At 63.6% G+C, this 18,436-nt stretch carries 17 protein-coding genes; 6 read left to right on the forward strand and 11 right to left on the reverse strand.

The window, feature by feature from the left end:
- Positions 1-7: 7 nt before the first annotated feature.
- The 3 genes from N5D22_RS05290 to N5D22_RS05300 all read right to left on the reverse strand — a co-directional run bounded on the left by N5D22_RS05290 (position 8) and on the right by N5D22_RS05300 (position 2,171).
- Positions 8-1,246: an aminopeptidase gene (locus N5D22_RS05290; protein WP_279654722.1), complete on the reverse strand. Its 1,239-nt coding sequence runs from the start codon at positions 1,244-1,246 to the stop codon at positions 8-10.
- A gap of 88 nt (positions 1,247-1,334) precedes the next feature.
- Complete coding sequence (gene ybaK / locus N5D22_RS05295; protein ID WP_279654723.1) at positions 1,335-1,811, reverse strand: Cys-tRNA(Pro) deacylase; 477 nt, start codon at positions 1,809-1,811, stop codon at positions 1,335-1,337.
- Positions 1,812-1,823: 12 nt separating this feature from the next.
- Positions 1,824-2,171 (reverse strand): ArsC family reductase, encoded by a 348-nt coding sequence (locus N5D22_RS05300; RefSeq protein WP_279654724.1) that lies wholly within the window; start codon positions 2,169-2,171, stop codon positions 1,824-1,826.
- A 233-nt stretch (positions 2,172-2,404) separates the two neighbouring features.
- On the opposite strand from N5D22_RS05300, the gene N5D22_RS05305 reads away from it, so the two are divergent.
- On the forward strand, positions 2,405-2,572 hold the full coding sequence (locus N5D22_RS05305; protein ID WP_003503889.1) for a hypothetical protein: 168 nt from the start codon (positions 2,405-2,407) through the stop codon (positions 2,570-2,572).
- Between the two features lie 192 nt (positions 2,573-2,764).
- On the opposite strand, the gene N5D22_RS05310 is transcribed toward N5D22_RS05305, so the two are convergent.
- The 7 genes from N5D22_RS05310 to N5D22_RS05340 all read right to left on the reverse strand — a co-directional run bounded on the left by N5D22_RS05310 (position 2,765) and on the right by N5D22_RS05340 (position 12,825).
- Entirely contained in the window at positions 2,765-3,481 is a 717-nt protein-coding gene (locus tag N5D22_RS05310; protein WP_279654725.1) for a 2'-5' RNA ligase family protein, read from the reverse strand.
- A gap of 90 nt (positions 3,482-3,571) precedes the next feature.
- Entirely contained in the window at positions 3,572-4,273 is a 702-nt protein-coding gene (locus N5D22_RS05315) for an isoprenylcysteine carboxylmethyltransferase family protein (RefSeq protein WP_279654726.1), read from the reverse strand.
- A 399-nt stretch (positions 4,274-4,672) separates the two neighbouring features.
- The gene (locus N5D22_RS05320) at positions 4,673-5,584 is read right to left on the reverse strand and encodes a restriction endonuclease (protein WP_279654727.1); all 912 of its coding nucleotides are present in this window, start codon (positions 5,582-5,584) and stop codon (positions 4,673-4,675) included.
- Between the two features lie 3 nt (positions 5,585-5,587).
- A complete protein-coding gene (locus N5D22_RS05325) occupies positions 5,588-7,405 on the reverse strand; it encodes an ATP-dependent helicase (RefSeq protein WP_279654728.1) in 1,818 nt (605 codons plus the stop codon).
- Positions 7,392-9,176 (reverse strand): AAA family ATPase, encoded by a 1,785-nt coding sequence (locus tag N5D22_RS05330; RefSeq protein WP_279654729.1) that lies wholly within the window; start codon positions 9,174-9,176, stop codon positions 7,392-7,394. Before N5D22_RS05330 ends, N5D22_RS05325 begins: the two co-directional genes overlap by 14 nt.
- A gap of 33 nt (positions 9,177-9,209) precedes the next feature.
- Positions 9,210-11,762, reverse strand: a complete 2,553-nt coding sequence (locus N5D22_RS05335) for a S8 family peptidase (protein WP_279654730.1) — start codon at positions 11,760-11,762, stop codon at positions 9,210-9,212.
- A gap of 52 nt (positions 11,763-11,814) precedes the next feature.
- Positions 11,815-12,825: an ATP-binding protein gene (locus N5D22_RS05340; RefSeq protein WP_099503649.1), complete on the reverse strand. Its 1,011-nt coding sequence runs from the start codon at positions 12,823-12,825 to the stop codon at positions 11,815-11,817.
- Positions 12,826-13,347: 522 nt separating this feature from the next.
- Here N5D22_RS05340 and N5D22_RS05345 point away from each other — a divergent pair.
- The 5 genes from N5D22_RS05345 to N5D22_RS05365 all read left to right on the forward strand — a co-directional run bounded on the left by N5D22_RS05345 (position 13,348) and on the right by N5D22_RS05365 (position 17,834).
- Positions 13,348-14,541, forward strand: a complete 1,194-nt coding sequence (locus N5D22_RS05345) for a DUF932 domain-containing protein (RefSeq protein ID WP_099503651.1) — start codon at positions 13,348-13,350, stop codon at positions 14,539-14,541.
- A 173-nt stretch (positions 14,542-14,714) separates the two neighbouring features.
- Positions 14,715-16,853, forward strand: coding sequence for a ParB/RepB/Spo0J family partition protein (locus N5D22_RS05350; protein WP_100964849.1), 2,139 nt, complete (start codon positions 14,715-14,717; stop codon positions 16,851-16,853).
- Between the two features lie 59 nt (positions 16,854-16,912).
- Entirely contained in the window at positions 16,913-17,131 is a 219-nt protein-coding gene (locus N5D22_RS05355) for a hypothetical protein (RefSeq protein WP_099503655.1), read from the forward strand.
- Between the two features lie 68 nt (positions 17,132-17,199).
- The gene (locus tag N5D22_RS05360; RefSeq protein WP_099503657.1) at positions 17,200-17,613 is read left to right on the forward strand and encodes a hypothetical protein; all 414 of its coding nucleotides are present in this window, start codon (positions 17,200-17,202) and stop codon (positions 17,611-17,613) included.
- Positions 17,610-17,834: a DUF6117 family protein gene (locus N5D22_RS05365; RefSeq protein ID WP_099503659.1), complete on the forward strand. Its 225-nt coding sequence runs from the start codon at positions 17,610-17,612 to the stop codon at positions 17,832-17,834. Before N5D22_RS05360 ends, N5D22_RS05365 begins: the two co-directional genes overlap by 4 nt.
- 31 nt (positions 17,835-17,865) lie before the next feature.
- Here the strand turns inward: N5D22_RS05365 and N5D22_RS05370 are convergent, their stop codons facing one another.
- Positions 17,866-18,225, reverse strand: coding sequence for a hypothetical protein (locus tag N5D22_RS05370; protein ID WP_099503661.1), 360 nt, complete (start codon positions 18,223-18,225; stop codon positions 17,866-17,868).
- Between the last annotated feature and the right edge of the window lie 211 nt (positions 18,226-18,436).

The raw sequence follows: 18,436 nt of genomic DNA on the forward strand, positions 1-18,436 counted from the left end.
GCCGCCGTCATGCCCATTCGCCCTGGCGCATCACCGGAACCGTGGAGCCGTCCGGCTTCACGCCGTCGATGTCCACCTTGTCGGAGCCGATCATCCAGTCGATATGGATCAGGCTGGAATTGCCGCCCTGCGCCTTGATTTGCTCCTGCGATAGCGATGCGCCATCGAGGAAGCATTTCGAATAGCATTGGCCGAGCGCAATGTGGCAGGAGGCATTTTCGTCGAACAGCGTGTTGTAGAACAGGATGCCGCTTGCCGAGATCGGTGAGGAATGCGGCACCAGCGCCACTTCGCCCAGACGCCGCGCGCCCTCATCGGTATCGAGTACCTTGTTCAGCACTGCTTCGCCCTTGGAAGCCTTGGCTTCGACAATGCGTCCGCCTTCGAACTTCACCTGGATATTATCGATCAGCGTTCCCTGATGCGAGAGCGGTTTGGTGCTGGAGACGTAGCCATCGACACGCAGGGCGTGCGGCGTGGTGAAGACCTCTTCCGTCGGGATATTCGGATTGCAGGTCACGCCGTTCTTGGCGGTGGAGGCGCCACCGTGCCATTCATGGCCGTCCGCCAGGCCGATCTTCACATCCGTGCCGGGGCCGGTGAAATGCAGCGCGGAGAAGCGCTCCCCGTTCAGCCATGCCGAGCGCTTGGCGAGACTGGCATTGTGCTGCGCCCATGCCGCCACCGGATCGGCAACATCCACCCGCGAGGCGGCGAAGATGGCATCGGCAAGCTTGCGGACCGCCTCGGCCTCCGGGAGATCGGGGAAGACCTGCTTTGCCCAGGAGGGGTTCGGATAGGAGATGATGTTCCAGTTGATGTCGAAGTTGGAAATCTTCTCCAGCGCCGGCTTGTAGGCGGTGGAATTGGCCTTGTTGGCGCGCGCCACCTTGGCTGGGTCCTCTTCGGCCAGCAGCATGGGGTTGTCGCCGGCAATCGCCAGCCGCGCCGCGCCATTGGCATAGGCCTTCGCCATGCCCTCATAGAGCCAGCCGGAAGCCCGGTCGAAATTCGCATCGCTGGCATGGCGATAGCGGGCGAGCGTGGTTTCCTCGTCGGAATAGAAGGTGGTGACCAGGCCACCGCCTGCCATATAGGCATGCTTGGTCAAAAGCCGCACCAGCGGCAGGGCCGCCAGCGGCGCGGTAATCACCAGATCCTGATCCTTCTGCAATTGCAGGCCGACCTTGACGGCGACTTCGGCGAGTTTTTCGAGTTTGACGGGATCGATGGGAGAAGCGGTCATGATCTGCCTTCGTCTATTTCAATAGGAGGCGCCGACCATAGCCCATTCCTCCCGAAAGCCAAATGCTTTCAAAGGCAGTCGGAAAGCTTCAATCGGCGACCAACGGCGCGGCAATGGCCTTCAGCGCCGTCTGGGCGTCGTGCGGCGAAAGCCGCACCTGCAAACCGCGCTGCCCACCATTCATGTAGACATAATCATGCGCCATGGCTCCGGCCTCGATGGCTGTCGGCACCTGTTTCTTCTGCCCGAAGGGGCTGATGCCGCCGACATGGTAACCGGTGGCCCGTTCCGCATCGGCAGGTCTCATCATGCTGGCGGATTTGCCCCCGAAAGCAGCGGCCAGCTTCTTCATGCTGACCTCACGGTCCGAAGGGACGACGACGCAGACCGGCTTGCCGTCCAGCTCCGCCATCAGCGTTTTCAGCACCAGATGCGGCGGCTCACCGATCGCCTCGGCCGCCTGGAGGCCGATGCGGTCGGCATTCGGATCGTAGTCATAGGTGACGGTGGTGAAGGCAACGCCGGCCCTGGTCAACATCTGGGTGGCGCGGGTTGTTTTGGACATGACGGGCCGCGCTCAGGCAAACAGGGTCTGGTAGGCTTCCGGTTTGAAGCCGACGGTTATCCTGTCCTTCGCTTCCAGCACGGGGCGCTTGATCATGGAAGGCTGCTCCAGCATCAACCCGATGGCCTTCTCACGGGTAAGATCGGCCTTCTGGCCGTCATCCAGCTTTTTGAAGGTGGTGCCGGCGCGGTTGAGAACCGTTTCCCAGCCTGCGGCATCGCACCATGTTTCCAGATGGGCGCGGTCGATGCCGGCCGCCTTATAATCATGGAAAGAATAGTCGACGCCGTTGGCCTCCAGCCAGCTTCTGGCCTTCTTCATCGTGTCGCAGTTCTTGATGCCGTAAATGGTGATCGTCATGCTGCCAGCCTCGTTGTCTTCAAGCTCTCCGGCATAACAAAATATCCGCCTTATTCAACCCGCCCGCTGAAGCGTCCTGCGTCCTTTGGGGGAGTGGCGTCTAAGCCATGCAAAATCGTAATGGCTGATATCCAAACGAGCGCGAGCAAAGCTGCATGGCTTCCCTGCTACATCATGAGTTGTAGAGAAGGGCGAAAATACCCATTATCTGGGCATCAAAGATGGAGAGAAAAATGCGTCAGGTTGCAAAGACATCGCGTAACTTCTTCGGTGAAACTTTCGCCGTTCTCGGTGCAGCGCTCTCGGTTTCGGCCGCTGTTCGCGCACATCGCAAGCCCGCCCGCGCCGATCTCGAAGCCCTCGGCATCGACGGCAAGGCTTTCGACAAGGTACAGCTCTAAGCTGGCATGATCCGTTGCGAGGCGATATCGCCTCGCTTGCGCCCGGAACCGAAAACGAGATTCGTTTTCCACAGGCGTGGTGATACTACTCGAGAAGCGTTCCTGTGTTCGCACAACGACGTATCGTTTGCACTTTTAACTGCAGATGCAAAACAATCCCGGTGTCGAGCTCGGCATGCCCTCTCGGGCGCCTCATCGTCGCGCCACCCCTTGCTTCGCCCTCTTCGCGTGACCGATCACTTTTTCCGGCAGATGTAACTGGCTTTCAGGCCGTTCATAGCGATCCGCTTTCGGTGAAAGCGCAAAGCGTCCGAGAGCCTCGTGCCGCGTTTCGCCATGATGGCTGAAAACGAGTTCGAAATTGCAGGCCAGCCAGCTATAGGGCTTACCAGCCGGCATCGGTTCGATCTTCCCGCAGCCGTAAATCACGGTGAGATGCGGCGTGAAGGACGATGCGGCGATATAGGGAAGATTTGCCCGCCTAAGGGCGCGCTGCACCATTTTTACCAGAGCGTTGAGCTCCGGCATCTCATGGTTGCTATGTAGCGCCAGACTGTTGCGATTGCCGAAAAGCGATGTCCCATCGAATGTGATGGGAACGGGCCGCGCCCTGATTTCCCCCAATGCCGCCTTCAGCCGGTTTACCAGCCCATGAGGCACGGTCTCGAAACCTCCGATACAGAGCAGGCTTATATGCAAAAGCTCCGGCGGATGGGCCTCACGCTTCGTCCGCCCCGCGGCATGGCACGAGGCGTCGGCAAAAATTCGCTCCGCCAGAGCCGCCGGCGGTTTCGTCACGATCAAAAGCTTGCTGCTAGATCGCGGATTGAAGCGCGATATTTTCTCAGGCTCCCACCCTTCGAAGAAAAGCTGCCTTAAACCTCCTTTATCCGCCAACTCGAAACCCATGACGACGCTCCACGGCCTTTGCCAAGACCGCGATAGTATCATCGCAGAAAGAATTTAAAAGAACAAAAGAAGAACAAGCGCGATTTGCGCTTACCAAATGCCGGGGAACAGCCGATAGCGCTTTTTATTGGCGTAATCAGTATATCCCGGCAATTCGGCCCGGAGCAAATGATCTTCCCATGCGGTGCGCAGGATCAGCAGGGTGATAGCCAATAGGGCAGGGAACAGAGCCGCCCACGAAGCCAATGCAAGCGGTATGCCGACGAATATGGCGATTGCCGCCATGTAGCCGGGGTGACGCACGATGCCATATGGCCCGGACGTAATCACCCGTTGTCCGCGCTCCGCCTGAATGCGAACGCCCGGCTCGAAGAACGGATTGACCGCCTGCGCCCAGGCCGTAACGGCGATGCCGCCGAGGAGCAGGAGATAGCCGGCGTAAATGACCCATAGCGGCACAACGGACCATTCCATCCGACCGGCATCGAATGTCGCAACCGGAATTTCGGCGGCAAAAGCCAGAAGGATCGCGGTCACGAGGATCAGGTCCCATTTTTTGGTTCCAGGCTGAAACCGGCTGCGGGCGCGGAAGATGACTGGGTTCAGCCGCGCAAGCACAAGCCCGGAAAGACCGAAGGCCAGGACGAGGATCGCGATGAATATCCAGCCCGGAAGCCAGTCCAACCGGCCCACAGGCAGAAAGGCGAGGGTGATCAGGCCGAGTGGGAAACCGATGGCGTAAAGAATCGCGGCGGCCCGCGTCATAGGTTTCGGATCAACATCGGATGCCATCGGCTGGCTCCTCTCAACGGTCTTGGCAGGGTAAACGCAGTGTCACCCTGCCAGGTTTCGTTGAATTAGCCCGAAATGGGACGGGGCGGCGCCTTCGCTGGATTTGCCCCGGTCACCTTATTCCCACTCGATTATTTCCTAGCAGGATAACCATTTGAAATCACTTGTCAAAATATTCTTCGCGGCTCGCTATACCGTCAGCCAACCCGTCAAAAACTCGCGCTTTTGAAATCATTGGCTTTTCCGACGGTTTTCGCAAAACGCGCCTTCCGCCATCTATCGCCGGACACGGCTTAGAAGCGTCGCCGAACAGCCGTCAGACCGGTCCCGCCGCCTGTACCCTACACTACGATGTGCGAGCGGCCGCTCGTTCTTGCCTATACCGTCATCGCGGCCCAATCACCCTGAAAGATTTAGGTCCCGCACGGCGACGAACGCGCGGTTCGTCTCGGCCGCACGGCGCTCCTTGGCTTCCAAAACCGTGATGAGTGAGACCTTGTGCGAAAGCACCTCGTAGAGGTCGAGCCCGTCAGCGCATATGAGATTAGTCTGGCGTCCACGCGAGAACGCCTCCAGCCCCTCGGCCGTAAAGCCGGAATTGCTAACGAATAGGCCGCGCGACCAGGACGCCTTCCCACTGACCTTGCCCGAAAAGGTCATCAGGTCAGCAAAGCCGATTTGGGGCCCATGCCATTTTGCTTCAACCAGGCAGGTCTGACCGTGCAGCTTAAAGCTCCCGTCGATCTGCTCGCCGACAAGTCGAAAAGAGCCCCGCGGCGCCAACCCGAATCCGGCGAACAGCTCATTGAGAAAGCCCTCGAAACGCAGGCCACGCGTCTGGGGATCGAGCTTGGTGATTTCAATGAGGAGCGCCGCGAGCTCTTGCGCCTTCTCGGCGCCCATCGCCGCCGACGCCTGCGGCGCTGGCTCTGCCACCTTCGGCGCGCCGAAGCTGTTCAGGAAGCTCGGATCGAGCAGCTCAGGAATCTTAAACTGCACGCCGGGAAGAAGGCTGTTTAGCCGATCAATCTCTTCACGGCTGAGAGGATTCCCCTTTCCCCTGCGGTAGGTCATCGCTTGGCGAACGATCGCCACGATCAGTTTCGTAAAGGACGACCTGCGCTGTTCCAGCGTCGCGGTCAGGAGTTGCACAATGGCAGGTCGCTTGCTGCCCGGGACCCATAGGTCGCCGACGCCAGCCTGTGCGGCGGCAAGCGGAAATGCGGTCCTGTTGTTTCCGCTCCCGGGAAGGAAATCGTAGAGGAGGTCTGCCAGGTCCTCGATCGCCTGGGCTTCACGGAATGACATCATAGGTTACTCGTCTTCCGCCTCCTCCATGCGCGCTTCGAGCTCGTTGAGGAACGGAGAGCGCCCCCAATGCATCCTCCCGCGGGCGGTATCGATGTAGCCTGAATAAAGCATGTGGATCTCATCTCGAGCGCGCGTGAGACCGACGTAGAAGAGCCGGCGGCTCTCGCGGCGAGCAGCGGGCAGTTCATTGCGCCATGGCAATCCTCCGAGGTCGAGACCGACCATAATGACGACGTCATATTCGCACCCCTTTGCGGAGTGAAGCGTCAGGAGATTGAGGTGCAATGGCGAGCCATCTCGCCCGCCGAGACTGGCCAAATCGAGATCGGCAAGCGCGCCTCCGCCAGCGAGGGCTGCGGTCATCCGATCCACCTGCTCGCGCTGGTCGGCAAGGCTGGGCTCGCCAGCCATCAGTGCGTCAAGCATCCCGGCCCGAAGCGCCGCCACGAAATCCCGAGCGAGGCCCGCCTCCACGCGAAGCGACCAGAGAAGCTGCGTCAGACGCTGGGCTTCATCGCGCGCCTGGGCCTCGGGGATCCGTGCGCGGTGAAATCCCAACCAACGATCCAGCAGCCCGCGCAACTGCGGCCGGGCCTCGCGCCAGCCGCTCGCGCACCATGCGGCGCAATCTTCGATCCAGCTCGTGAGCGCGACCTTCCGATAAGGCGCGGCGGTGTCGACACGGACAAAGTCGAGGCCCGCGGCGGCCACCGCTTCCGCCACCACGTCGCCGGCCCGGTAGTCGCGATAGAGGATGGCGATATCGCCGAGCGCTCGCCCTGGTTTCCCTGCGAGCGCCGCGGGAATGATCTCTTCGATTGCGTGCGCGGCCTGCCCTTCGAGACCGTCAGCGCACTGCGTGAACTCGATAATGGCCTGCCGGTCCGGGTCGTTGGACTGATAGCCGCGCGCTTCGCCTAGCGCCATCTCGGAGGCGCTGACGATCCGGGACGCCGAACGATAGTTGAGTTGCAGTTGCACCCGCTCGACGTCGTCCCGCTCGGCAAGCTCCTGCAGAAGCGCTCCATCGGCGCCGGTGAAGCCGTAGATCGACTGGTCGGGATCTCCCACCGCAAAGAGCCGAACGCCGCCGTCGAAGGCCACGCGCTTGACGATGCGGTGCAGAGCCACGCCGAGGTCCTGATACTCGTCGACGGCGAGGACGGGGAATTTCGCCTGCAGCAGCGGGAGCACCCAATCGTGCTCTGAGACGAGCCGTTGTCCGAAGACGACAAGGTCATCAAAGTCGATAAGGCCCATCCGCCGCAGCTCAGCCTCGTATCCTTCCGCCCATGCGGCGAGCTCCTCCTCGCTGGTCCAAGCAATGGAGTTTCGGTCGAGAACCGATCGCCGGTGCCTTCCAAGATCCATGGTCTTGTTTGGATGACCGACACCGAACAGCCTGTCCCCCACTCGCTTCATGGCCTGATCGCTCTGCCGAGTCGTGGCGACCGCCAGCGGGAAAGGCACCGGCAAGTCGGCAAGCCGGCCATACGGCATGAGGAGATGCCGCAAGCAGAAGCCGTGAACGGTGCCGATGAAGAGATTGGATGCCTCGCGGAGGCCCAATCGCTCGAGGCGGCGCGTCAGCTCGCGGGCGCATTCCTGACTATAGGTGATGCAAGCCGCACCACGCGGCGCGCGCACGTCCTCGGCCATGATCCTCGCGAGCTTCAGCACCAGTGTCTTGGTTTTGCCGCTGCCCGGACCTGCCAGCACGACACAGTGGCCCGTCGAGTCATAGGCCGCCTGCTGACCCGGGTTGCCAGCAAGATCTCCCGCCTGGGCGAGATAGGCAGCGCTGACGCTACGCAACGGCATCGCGGATGTGCTCGAGCGCCTGCCGGATGTAGTCTGGACAGGTATCCGCGTCGACGTGGCGCGCGAGCGCCTGGGCAAAACGTCCTTTACCAATCCGTTCGATGAGCGCGATCAGCGCATCCTCGTCGAGCGTGTCGGGGTCATCCACCCACCCTTGCAGCTCGTCGCGGGTGTCCTCGCCGATGCTCAGTTCTTCTTCGATCACCTCCTGCATGGCGTCGGCAAGGCCGCCCGTAAACAGCTCGGGTTCCAGCGTGTTGCTGTTGACGAAGTAGCCGAACGGCTCGGCGCGGGTGATCACGGCGTCCGCATCGAGCCGCCTGTAGCTGACGCCTTCTTCGCGCAATTGCAGCACATTGATCAGACGACGCCGAACGCGCGGATGGCTGGCGCCATTGGGGTCGCGGTCCGTCAGGATCACGTGCGGGATGTTCAGGCCGTGCTGGCCCAGCAGCTTCACGTAAGGCGTGAAATTCGTGCCGCTGACCGAACAGACCGTGATGCCGAGCATGTCGAGCGGTATGCCCAGCGCCTCGGCAAAGGCCGGCACCAAGAAGCGCTCCGCGTCGCCCTCGACCAGGACGACACCGCGGGCGAAGAAGATCTCGCCGCGGCTCACATCGATGTAGCGCTGAAGGTCCGCCTCGTCGCGCTCGGTGAATGGCGCCGTGGCTGTCGAGACGGCGATCGTCGCGTTCGTCGCCGCGTCATGGCGGAGCAGGACGATCGAGCGGATCGGCGCGACGCTGGCGATGTGGGGCGAATGCGTCGTGAGGATCGTCGTCAGTGGCGGCGCATCCTCCTCCTCGTCTGCACCCGTGCCAAGGAAGTAACGATAGACAAGACGCTGGACGTGTGGATGCAGGTGCGCCTCCGGCTCTTCGACGACGAAGAAAGTGTGGTCACGTTCACCGTCCGTTACGAGCCGATCGAGTTCGAGACTCTTCAGCGCCATGAAGATCAGATTGGCTGTGCCGAGACTGGCGTCGGCAATCCCACGCGCGCCATTGTCGATCAGGAGGCGCAGGCTGCGCAGCAAGGCGTCGACCCGCGTCGGCGAAAGACCGAGGGTCAGCGGAACCGCATGTTGCTCGCCCGCGATGGCGATCAGCCGCTCGCTGATCCGCTCTGCCGTGGCGACCACTTCGGCATGGCCCTCCAACTCGGCTTGCGCCTCGTTCACCTGATCCTGAATTTCCGCGCGAGCATCCGCGTCCAGGGAGGTCGAAAGCTCCTCGATCAATGGTCTTAGCGGCGAGTTGCGCCAGCTCGCCAGATCCTTCTCGGCATCGCGCAGCGCAACCTGCACGTCGAGCGGCAGCATCCGCCGGAGCGACGGCCCGATCGACATCTCGGGGTCATCACCGCCAAAGATGATGTACTCATAGTCGGCTAGGCTCTCCGGATCTCGTGCGAGAGTGGCCTTCGGCTGAAAGCGGTACGTAAGCCGCGCGACCATCGGCGGCCCGGGATCGACCACGCAGTCATTCAGATGCGCCATCAACCGCGGATCATCGGTGAAGTCGGTCAGCTCGACGGCGATCTCAACCGTTTCCCCGAGCTTGTCCTCGCCTAACCCATCCCAGAAGTGCTCCAGGCCGAGCTGCCGGTCACGCTCCGACAAGCCCGGGTCGAGAATCAGTTGCAGTGCGCGGATGAAATTGCTCTTGCCGACTTTGTTCTCACCGACGATAACGATGTTCTCGCCGGTCTCGAGGTCGATCTCCGAGAAGTTCGCGAAGTTGCTTATCTTTACGCGCGAAATCCGCACGGCAATCCCCCGTTGCTATTCTGAATTCACGCGCTAGCCGAGTAGTACCTCGATCTCCTTGTTCTCAACAAGCGTACTGATCTCACTGTAGAGATCAACATCTTGACCGGGCGCGGAGATTGAAATGACCAGAGCGTACCGCGCTTTATCAGCCACCCGCTTTTGGCCGACGTGCGACTTCCACCATCCGCCGACGGGATAGACCGCGATAGCGTCGTGCCCCGCCAGTTCGATCGCCCTGCCGCGCCACAGGTCGCAATGCAGCGATCCTGCCTGGATAGCTTTTGGCCCTAGAAGCCAGCAACTGGCTTCGCCATCGGCTTCAGTGCCGTCCTTGGCCTGGCTCGCGGAAATCCGGCTACGGAAGCGCGCTGCCGTCTCGGTGCGCTTCTTCATGTCAAACCGCAGCCCGAAAGAACGATAGGTGTCCGGTCGGGTCGCCGCCTTGCCCGCCAAGTTCGGCTCGATGAAATACGACAAGGTCACCTTCATCGTGACAATCTCGTTTTCGAGCTTCTCCAACGCTGCTTTCGGCCAAGGCAGATCGTAGAAATGCATCTCGTTGAACACGCCCGTCCGGCCGTCCGCACCGATCGCGAAGGGCTGAATCTCGGCCTGGGCGACGAGCGTGGCGTCGTTGCGCGCCGACAGGATCGCTCGCTCGATGTCCGGCACGCCGTATCCGAACTCGCGAAGCATCTCCTGCTTCTTGCCTTTGGTAGCCGCCTTCCCGGTCTTCCAGTGGGCTCCGGTGCCGATGAACTTCTTCCGGATCGGTTCGGGCCATCGGGCAGAATCCACGGTTAGTGCGCGATGGGTCTCAGCCCACAGGTCCGGCCGAGCCGCTTGCAGGCGGCCGATGAAGTTTCCGGCCATCCCAGCGGCAGCGCTCGTCGCCCAGAACGGGACAAGCGGTTCAGCCGCGACATCGGAGCCAGCCGACAGGAGGGAGACGGCCGGGTCCCAGCCGCAGAAGCCGGTCGCGTCCGACATCATGTTGCCGGCCTCGAACAACACTTCCGGCTTGATGGGCGTCAGGTCGTCCGGCAGCGACTGAGAGCCACGACTGAAGGGGCTGCGGTGATTGGCCGGGACCGCGGCCTGCAACACAGGCGGCGGTGCCGGCGGCTGCTCCTTGCGGGTGAAGCCGCCAATGGTCAGGGCGTTCCAGCTCTGTGATGGGTCTTCCAGAGGCTGCGAGGGAAGGACGTCCACCGCCATGCCGCCGGAGACGTTCCCCGTGGCGACGACGATCAGCCGCTTGGGTCGCTCGGCCGCCGGGACGGCGTCATCAGCCTCGCCCGGCATTGCACCCGCCGCGATCTGGTCGATCGCACCGCTCCAGGTCGATGGCCGGCTTGGAGGAAAATCGGTGGCGGACGTGGCGATGCAAAAGCTCCGCATCACATTGGGCCGCTCGATCTCGACCGAACTGACAGCGCCTTGGGTCACCACGCCGTAGCTGGGCGGCTTTGTTGGCGGAAACCCGCCGGGCGGCAGCAGCTTCATGGATTCGGCGCCATGGGTGAGTTCGACAGGACGCTCATCGTTCATCAACGGTTCCAGGTCGCCGTAGAGTACGAGCCCCGCAAGCGGCGTGCCGTGACCGCCATGCGGCTGGTGATCGTCCGCACCCCAGGCGGGATCGTAAGCCCAAGCGCCGCGCAGGCCGGGCGCAATCAACGGATGAGCCGCCATCACGCCAGTGTCGAGCGTACAGACCACGGGAGCGTCAGGAGACGGCGGGCTCACGCGCTGCGCCAGCTCTTCCACCCAGTCATGCTGTCCAAGACCGGTCTCCCCACGGTCGAGGAAAGGCTCGATCGTTCCCGTCGCGCGGCGAATTTCGGTGATGGCGCCTGGCACGCGCGCCGCGAACGCTGCCACCGCCGCAGCAACCGCGTGAATGAAGACAACCGTCGTGTCGGGAAAGATCAGGCGATCGCCGTGCACATCGATGTTCGCATTGCGGGCCGCCGCCACCAGGCGATCCGCTAGTGCGACCGGCTGGCGAACCCAGAGCTCCCACCATAGGATGTCGGGCGCAGCCAGATCCACCTCGCCGGTGAACAGCGATACGGCTTCTGCAGCCCTGACTTCCTCGATCACCTCGAACCGCTCGGCATCGGGGCGTCTCTGATTGCCGGGATCGCGTCCATAGTCAGCGATGCGATTGCGCAGGAAGGCGCGGGCATCATCCGGCACGAACACCAAGGCGCTTTCGGTGCGGTCCTCGTTGCGCTCCGATCGCAAGATCACAACGTCCTGTGTAGGAAACTCCAGCGCCGCGGGCACCTTCACGGCCTTGATCCGGGAGTCTTCCGCTGGCGGCAGCGTCGTGACCTCCACGACAGTACCGGATTTCAGCCCCTGTATGGGCAGGCGCGGGTCGGCAGCGGCAGCCGGAACCGTCCCCAGCGCCGCTGCGAGCTGGTCGAGGAGCTGCGTCGCATGCGCCGTATAGTCTCCCCGGAGGGGTTTGCGTTCCTGATTGCGTGAGGGAAAGGTATAGGCCGCGGTCTCACGAAAGACGTCGATCGAGATATGCGCGCGGTCTCTCGTGTCGAAATTATCGGGCTCTGCCATAGGCTCCTACTTCTTCATTCGCGTTCCGTTCGATCCGTTCGGCGGAGCCTGCCTAACGGCCGGGTTGGCGACGGAACTTGCCCTTCAAAGTCTGTCGATTTTGGAGCGCGTCACGCAAGGCATCGGGCGATACCTTCGAGGCGCCTTCCAGGATGGCGTCCTTGACGACGGCATCGGCCGCGCGGACCAACTCGCCCTGGCTCAGGCCTTCGAGCACGCTTTCAATGCCGGGCCATACCGTCGACGCGAACTTGAACTTGCCAAGCCGACGTTCAACGATGGCCCGCGCTGACGTCGCGTCTGGCAATGTATATTCGACCACTTCGTCGAAACGACGCGCCAGAGCTTCGTCCAGGATCTCGACATGATTGGTCGCGGCCAGCACGAGACTGTCGGTTGAATTCGGCTCCTCCATGAAGGCCAGCACCGAATTCAGAACCCGTCGTATTTCGCCGACATCGTTCGGGTGGCCTCGGCGAGAGCCGATCGCGTCGAACTCATCAAGTAGATAGACGCCGCGGGTCTGCGCAATCTGGTCGAAGAGCAAGCGCAGCTTGCCGGCGGTCTCGCCGAAAAACCGGCTGAACAGCGATTCGAGCCGGACCGTGAACAGCGGCAGCCGCAGTTCGCCGGCCAAGGCCGAGGCCGTCATCGTCTTGCCCGTTCCGGGCGGGCCAACAAGGAGCATGTGCGTGGCGGGGGTCTGTCCGTGCTCACGCAGGGTCGCACGCTCCTGCTGCTGGCGGACGACACGGCCCAGCCGCTTGGCAATTTCATCGGAGAGCACCATGCTCGAGAGCGCAACCTTGGGATAGGCGCTCTCGACGAGGCCCTGCAATTCGCCGCGCGGCCGGGCGAGCGGGATCGGGGTCTGTCCGCCGGCAGGTTTGCCGGTCCCTCGCTGATCACGTGCCTTCTGGACAAGCCGTTTCAGCTTCTCAGCGTCATCCGCACGGCCCTGGCGAGCTTCCTGAGCGGCGATCTGCAAGGCGATCGACAGGAGCTGGTCCTCATCCCCGTCGATATGCGAGTTCAGGAGTGCGAGAATTTGCTTAGTCGACATGCTCGCCTCCTTTCTTTGGTTGGGCCTCGCTATACTGTTGCCTGCTCAGATGCTTTTGGCTCTCGCTTGCTTCGCCAACGCTATCGGAATCAGGCCAAAAGCGCCACCGTTTCCTCTCTACCACAGAGTTTCCTAACCATTCTTTCGACCCGTGGGATGCGAAGCTCAGCCGCCCAGCCGGCCAGACCAGTGTGGGCGACATCTCGACCGGCTGTGCTTCCCTCAATCAACGCAGGAACAAAACAGGAACTTTATATCGAACCCATCCTGGGGATTCAACGGGGTGCTTGCGGCCCCTGCGGGAGCTGATCGCGCGGCCGATGTCCTAGTTGTGGGCCGTCGAGGCTTCCAGAGATGACCTTGAGGGGAAAGCATTCCCCGGCGGCCGAGCCTTTGTCTCGGTCGACCCCTTCTGCGGGGAGACCCCGCAACGCCCCCTGAGAGTGAGAGTGCGGACCGGTTTTCCGTGACGGGTTGAGAGCTGGGAGAGAGCTTCCGGTGCCCGTCGTGGAGATTGGTCCCATGAACATACAGGTCCTCGATGCGCGCAGTGATGCGCGTGGCGGTTACAAGGTCGATGTCAGCCGTGGCGAGCAGATCGGCCGCGTCTCGTCCGAATGGTTCTCCCGGCCAGCGGATGAGCGCTATCTATCTCTGTCCGAGCTGGCGCATTCCGTTCGCGACCGGGCCGACCGCAGCCGGACGCGTGTCGTGGAAAGCGCACTCATCCATGTGGAGGCGAACCGCCGCGACCCGGAACGCCTGGCGTTGATCCTTCCCGGCACGGATACGCCTATCGCCCCGACCCATTGGAGCTTCGGCCAACTGGCCGGCCTGGTCGGCGCGCCGGCCGCCTATCTGCGCCAACTCCCGGCGCCGCTCGCCGCCATCAACCTGCAATATGGCCTGACGTCCAATCGGGCCGAGCAGATCAAGACGCTCGAAACCGATAACGGCCGTGTCGAACTGCGCGCCGTCACCGGCCCGGACTATGGCCGCATCTTCGACCACGAGCTGGTCGAGGCGGTGCAGCGCATCGCCGGCAACGGCACGGGCGACACACGCTGGAAGGTGCCAGGCGTGCTGGACTGGTCGACCGGCATCTACAATCCGCGCGTCGACATCACCAAAGACACCACGACGCTCTATGCCTCCGATCGGGATGTCTTCCTGTTCCTCGTCGACGACCTGAACCCGATCGAGGCCGGACGGCTGGCGGACGGCTCGCCGGATCTCTATTTCCGCGGCTTCTACTGCTGGAACTCCGAGGTGGGCGCCAAGACGCTCGGCATGGCGAGCTTCTATCTGCGGGCGGTCTGCCAGAATCGCAATTTATGGGGCGTGGAGGATTTCGAGGAAATCACCATCCGCCACTCCAAATATGCCGCCAACCGCTTCGCCCATGAGGCGGCGCCGGCGCTGGCGAACTTCGCCAACTCCTCAGCCCTGCCTTTCGTAAACGGCATAAAGGCAGCCCGCGAGAGAATCGTGGCACGCACCGATGAGGACCGTACCGACTTCCTGCGCCGCCGCGGCTTTTCGAAGGCCGAGACCAGCAAGATCATCGACACCGTGCTGGCCGAGGAAGGCCGGCCGCCCGAGTCGATCTTCGATTTCGTGCAGGGCATCACCGCCGTTGCCCGCGACAAGGCGCATCAGGACGCCCGTCTCGACATGGAGGCCAAGGCTAAGAAGCTGCTCGATCGGGCGGCCTGATCTCCGCAAGGCCGGGGATGCGGTTTGCGTGTCTCCGGCTCTGCGCTTCCGTGCCTTTCTGGTTTCCCGGTCCGTGGCGCTGCCCCCTTTAGAGGAAGAGGGCGGCGCTTCGCTTCGTGACGGGTTTAGGGCTGAGAGAGAGTCTCTCGGCGCCCGTCGCGGAGTAATCCCCGATGGCTACTGCAGTTCAGAAGATCATCCTGTCGTCCTCACGCGACATCCCCTTCAACAAGCTGGTGCTCAGCCAGTCCAACGTCCGGCGTGTGAAGGCCGGCATCTCGATCGAGGACCTGGCGGCCTCGATCGCGCGTCGCGGCCTGATCCAGAGCCTCAGCGTCGTGCCCGTGGTCGACGCCGAAGGTCAGGAGACCGGCATGTTCGAGGTCCCGGCCGGCGGCCGCCGCTTCCGTGCGCTGGAGCTGCTGGTCAAGCAGAAGCGCCTCGCCAAGATCGCCCCCGTGCCGTGCGTCGTGCGCAAGCGCGACGACGAGGTCCTGTCCGAGGAAGTGTCGCTGGTCGAGAATATCGATCGCGCGCCGCTTCATCCGCTGGACCAGTTCCGCGCCTTCCAGGATATGCGGGTGAAGGGCAAGACCGAGGAGGAGATCGCCGCAGCGCTCTTCGTCCCGGTCCAGGTGGTCAAGCAGCGCCTGCGCCTCGCGGCCGCATCGCCCGTCCTGCTCGACGTCTATGCCGAGGACGGCATGACGCTCGACCAGCTCATGGCCTTCACCGTCACCGACGACCATGCCCGCCAGGAGCAGGTCTGGGAGGCGATCAAGGACGCCTGGTCGAAGGAGCCCTATCAGATCCGTCGCATGCTCACCGAGACCACGGTGCGCGCCTCCGACAAGCGCGCCGTCTTCGTCGGTGTCGACGCCTACGAGGCGGCCGGCGGCATCGTCATGCGAGACCTGTTCCAGTCCGATGACGGCGGCTGGCTGCAGGATGCGGCGCTGCTCGATCGGCTGGTCGCCGAGAAGCTGAAGGCGACGGCTGAGACGATCGCCGCCGAGGGCTGGAAGTGGATCGAGGTCGCAGTCAGCTTCCCCTACGACGCCACGCGCGGCCTGCGCGAGCTGCAGGGCGAGCCGCTCGACTTGACGGCGGAAGAACAGGCGACGATCGAGGCGCTCAACGCCGAATATCAGAAGCTCGAGGCGGAATATGAAGACGCCGACGAGCTGCCCGACGAGGTCGACCTGCGGCTTGGGGAGATCGAGACGGCGCTGTCGGCCTTCGAAACCCGTCCGGTCCGCTTCGAGGCCGTCGACATCGCCCGCGCGGGCGCTTTCATCAGCATCGCCCATGACGGCAGCATCGCCATCGATCGCGGCTATGTCCGGGCCGAGGACGAGGCTCCCGAGCCCGGCATCGAGGCCGATGGGGACGACACCGAGCATCAGCCGGGCGAACCCGGTGTGCCGGCCTTGCAGCGCGCCGTCATCACGATCGGCGGCCAGCCCGTCGAGGCGGAGGACGACGAAGACGACGCGATCAAGCCGCTCCCCGAGCGCCTGGTCATCGAGCTGACGGCCTATCGCACCCTCGCGCTGCGCAACGCCGTCGCGGAGAACCCGCACGTCGCCATGACCGCGCTGCTCCACAAGCTGGTGTCGGACACCTTCATGACCCGCATGTATACGGGCGCCATGGAGGCCGGGGTGAAGCACGTCTTCTTCCCGGCGCAGGACGATGGGCTGAAGGACAGCCCGTCCGCCCGCGCGGTGCAGGACCGTCACGCCGCCTGGGCCGGCGACATCCCGAAGGACGACGATGCACTGTGGGATTGGCTCGCGGGCCTGGACGACGCCAGCCGGATGGCGCTGCTGGCGCATTGCGTCAGCTACGGCGTCAACGCGCTCTATGAGCGGCCGAACCCGCACAGCGCCGGCGGCGTGTCGCAGCACACGCTCGACATGCGGCTCGCCCAGGCCGACCGCCTGACCAAAGCGACGGGGCTCGATCTGGTGGAGGCCGGCTGGCGCCCGACCTTCGGCAACTACCTCAACCGTGTCACCAAGCCCCGCATCCTGCAGGCGGTTCGCGAGGGCATCGGCGAGCAGGCCGCGCAGCTCATCGACCACCTAAAGAAGGGCGACATGGCCAAGGAGGCCGAGAGGCTGCTCGCCGAGACCGGCTGGCTGCCCGAGCCGCTGCGCCTGATCGACGATGCCGAGGCGCCCACGCCGGAAGTCGAGGCTGGCGGCGAGGACGACGATGCGGCGCTGCCCGCGTTCCTCGCCGGCGACGACGAGGTTGTCACGGCGGAGGCCACCGACGACGAAGCGCACCTTGTCGCAGCCGAATGACGAGCACCCGGAGCGGCTTCGGCCGCTCCGGTCCTTTCCCCGATTGAAGGAGCATCGCCATGTCGCGATCCAACCCGTCGCCACGCCGCGTCGTCTTCCAGTACCTCGTTCCCGTACATGTCGAGGTCGAGGACGGCATCGTCGGCCGCGTGACGATCATCGACGAAACCCCGGTGCGCGCCCCCGTCGTCGTCGAAGGCGATCCCGCCTATCTCGCCGACGCCATCCGCGCCGCCGACGACGGCCAGGCCTGGCCATCCTGGCAGTTCGGCTACTAGCCGCGCCACCCCGAACCCACTCCGAGCCCGGCCCGAGCGCCGGGCTCTTTTCGTTTCCGGAGCCCGCCATGACCGATTTCTCCACCCGCTATTCCTGCCTGCTCGATGTCGGCACCTCCGCCAACGTCGCCCGGGCCTTCGACATCTACGCCGCCTTGATGGCCGAGAACGACCGCGAAGACCCGCCGGCCGAGCCGTTTCATCTATCTGTGACACCCGATCACGGTGCGTCGCGGCTCTGGCTGCGCGATCCCGGCACCGCAGATCCGCAGCTTGCGATCACCTTCGTGACGCGCTGCGCCGAGGCCCTCGCGCTGACCGGCCGTTGGGGATTTCAATGGGCCGGCATCGCCTCCGATCCCGTGGTCGATGGTTTCTCGGGCGGCACCCATGTGCTCGATCTTGCCACCGGCGAGACGATCGCATGGACGAGCACCGGCCGCTGGCTCGCCGACCGGCTTGCCAGGGGAGGCGCGCGATGAGCATCCCCGACCATGCCCGCGCCAACTTCCAGACGCTCCTGCGCGCCGCGAACAGTGGCGACCTGGCGCTGATGGAATGCACCGACGTAGCAACCGGCGAACCGCGCTACGTGATCTGCGCCGTCGGCCGCGATGACGGCGAGTTCGTCTTCACACCGTTCGGCCATCTCGCCGATGGCAATCCCTTCGAAATCTACAGCCCGCCGGACGCGTCGACATAGGCGAGCGCGCGCCCAATGTCCTCGCTCGCCGCTACCAGACCGCAACTTCCCACTGCCCGTTGACGCGGGCAAATCCGATTGGCCGGTTTTGCGGGCTCGCGTTCGGCCTGGTCGGATCGAGCACGATCTGCGTCATGCAGGTCACGCCCGGACCGACCCCACCCGGCGAGCAATCGCCGAGCTTCAGCGTCGCGTTCGCCAGCGACGTGCCCGTGAACAGGCGATGGCGCCGCACGGCCGCGGTCGCTTCGCCCTCGCTCGGCTCTGCGACGCCGGCGGCGACGGCCGGAGATGCAGTGACCGGCGAGATCACCGGCCTGAGCACGAAACCCGCACCGAAGCCGACAGCCAGACAGGCCGCGCCGAGAATGCCAATCGCACTGCCCTTCATCTCGCCTCCGATGCTCACTCAGCCGGCGCGGCACGCGCGAATGGTGCGAGGCACAGCGGCTTGTTTTCCTACGAGAACTTAGCGTCCCATCCGCACCGCCGGAAGCCGGTGCGACAGGCCGGGTTCCGGCCGCGCCAGAGTGAGAGGGTGGCCGGGACGGGTTTGAGCCCGTCCGGTCGAGAGAGAGCGCCGGGCCGGCTCGCTCCTGTTC

Source organism: Agrobacterium sp. GD03872 (genome assembly GCF_029840625.1).
In the GTDB taxonomy this organism is placed as follows: domain Bacteria; phylum Pseudomonadota; class Alphaproteobacteria; order Rhizobiales; family Rhizobiaceae; genus Agrobacterium; species Agrobacterium fabrum_A.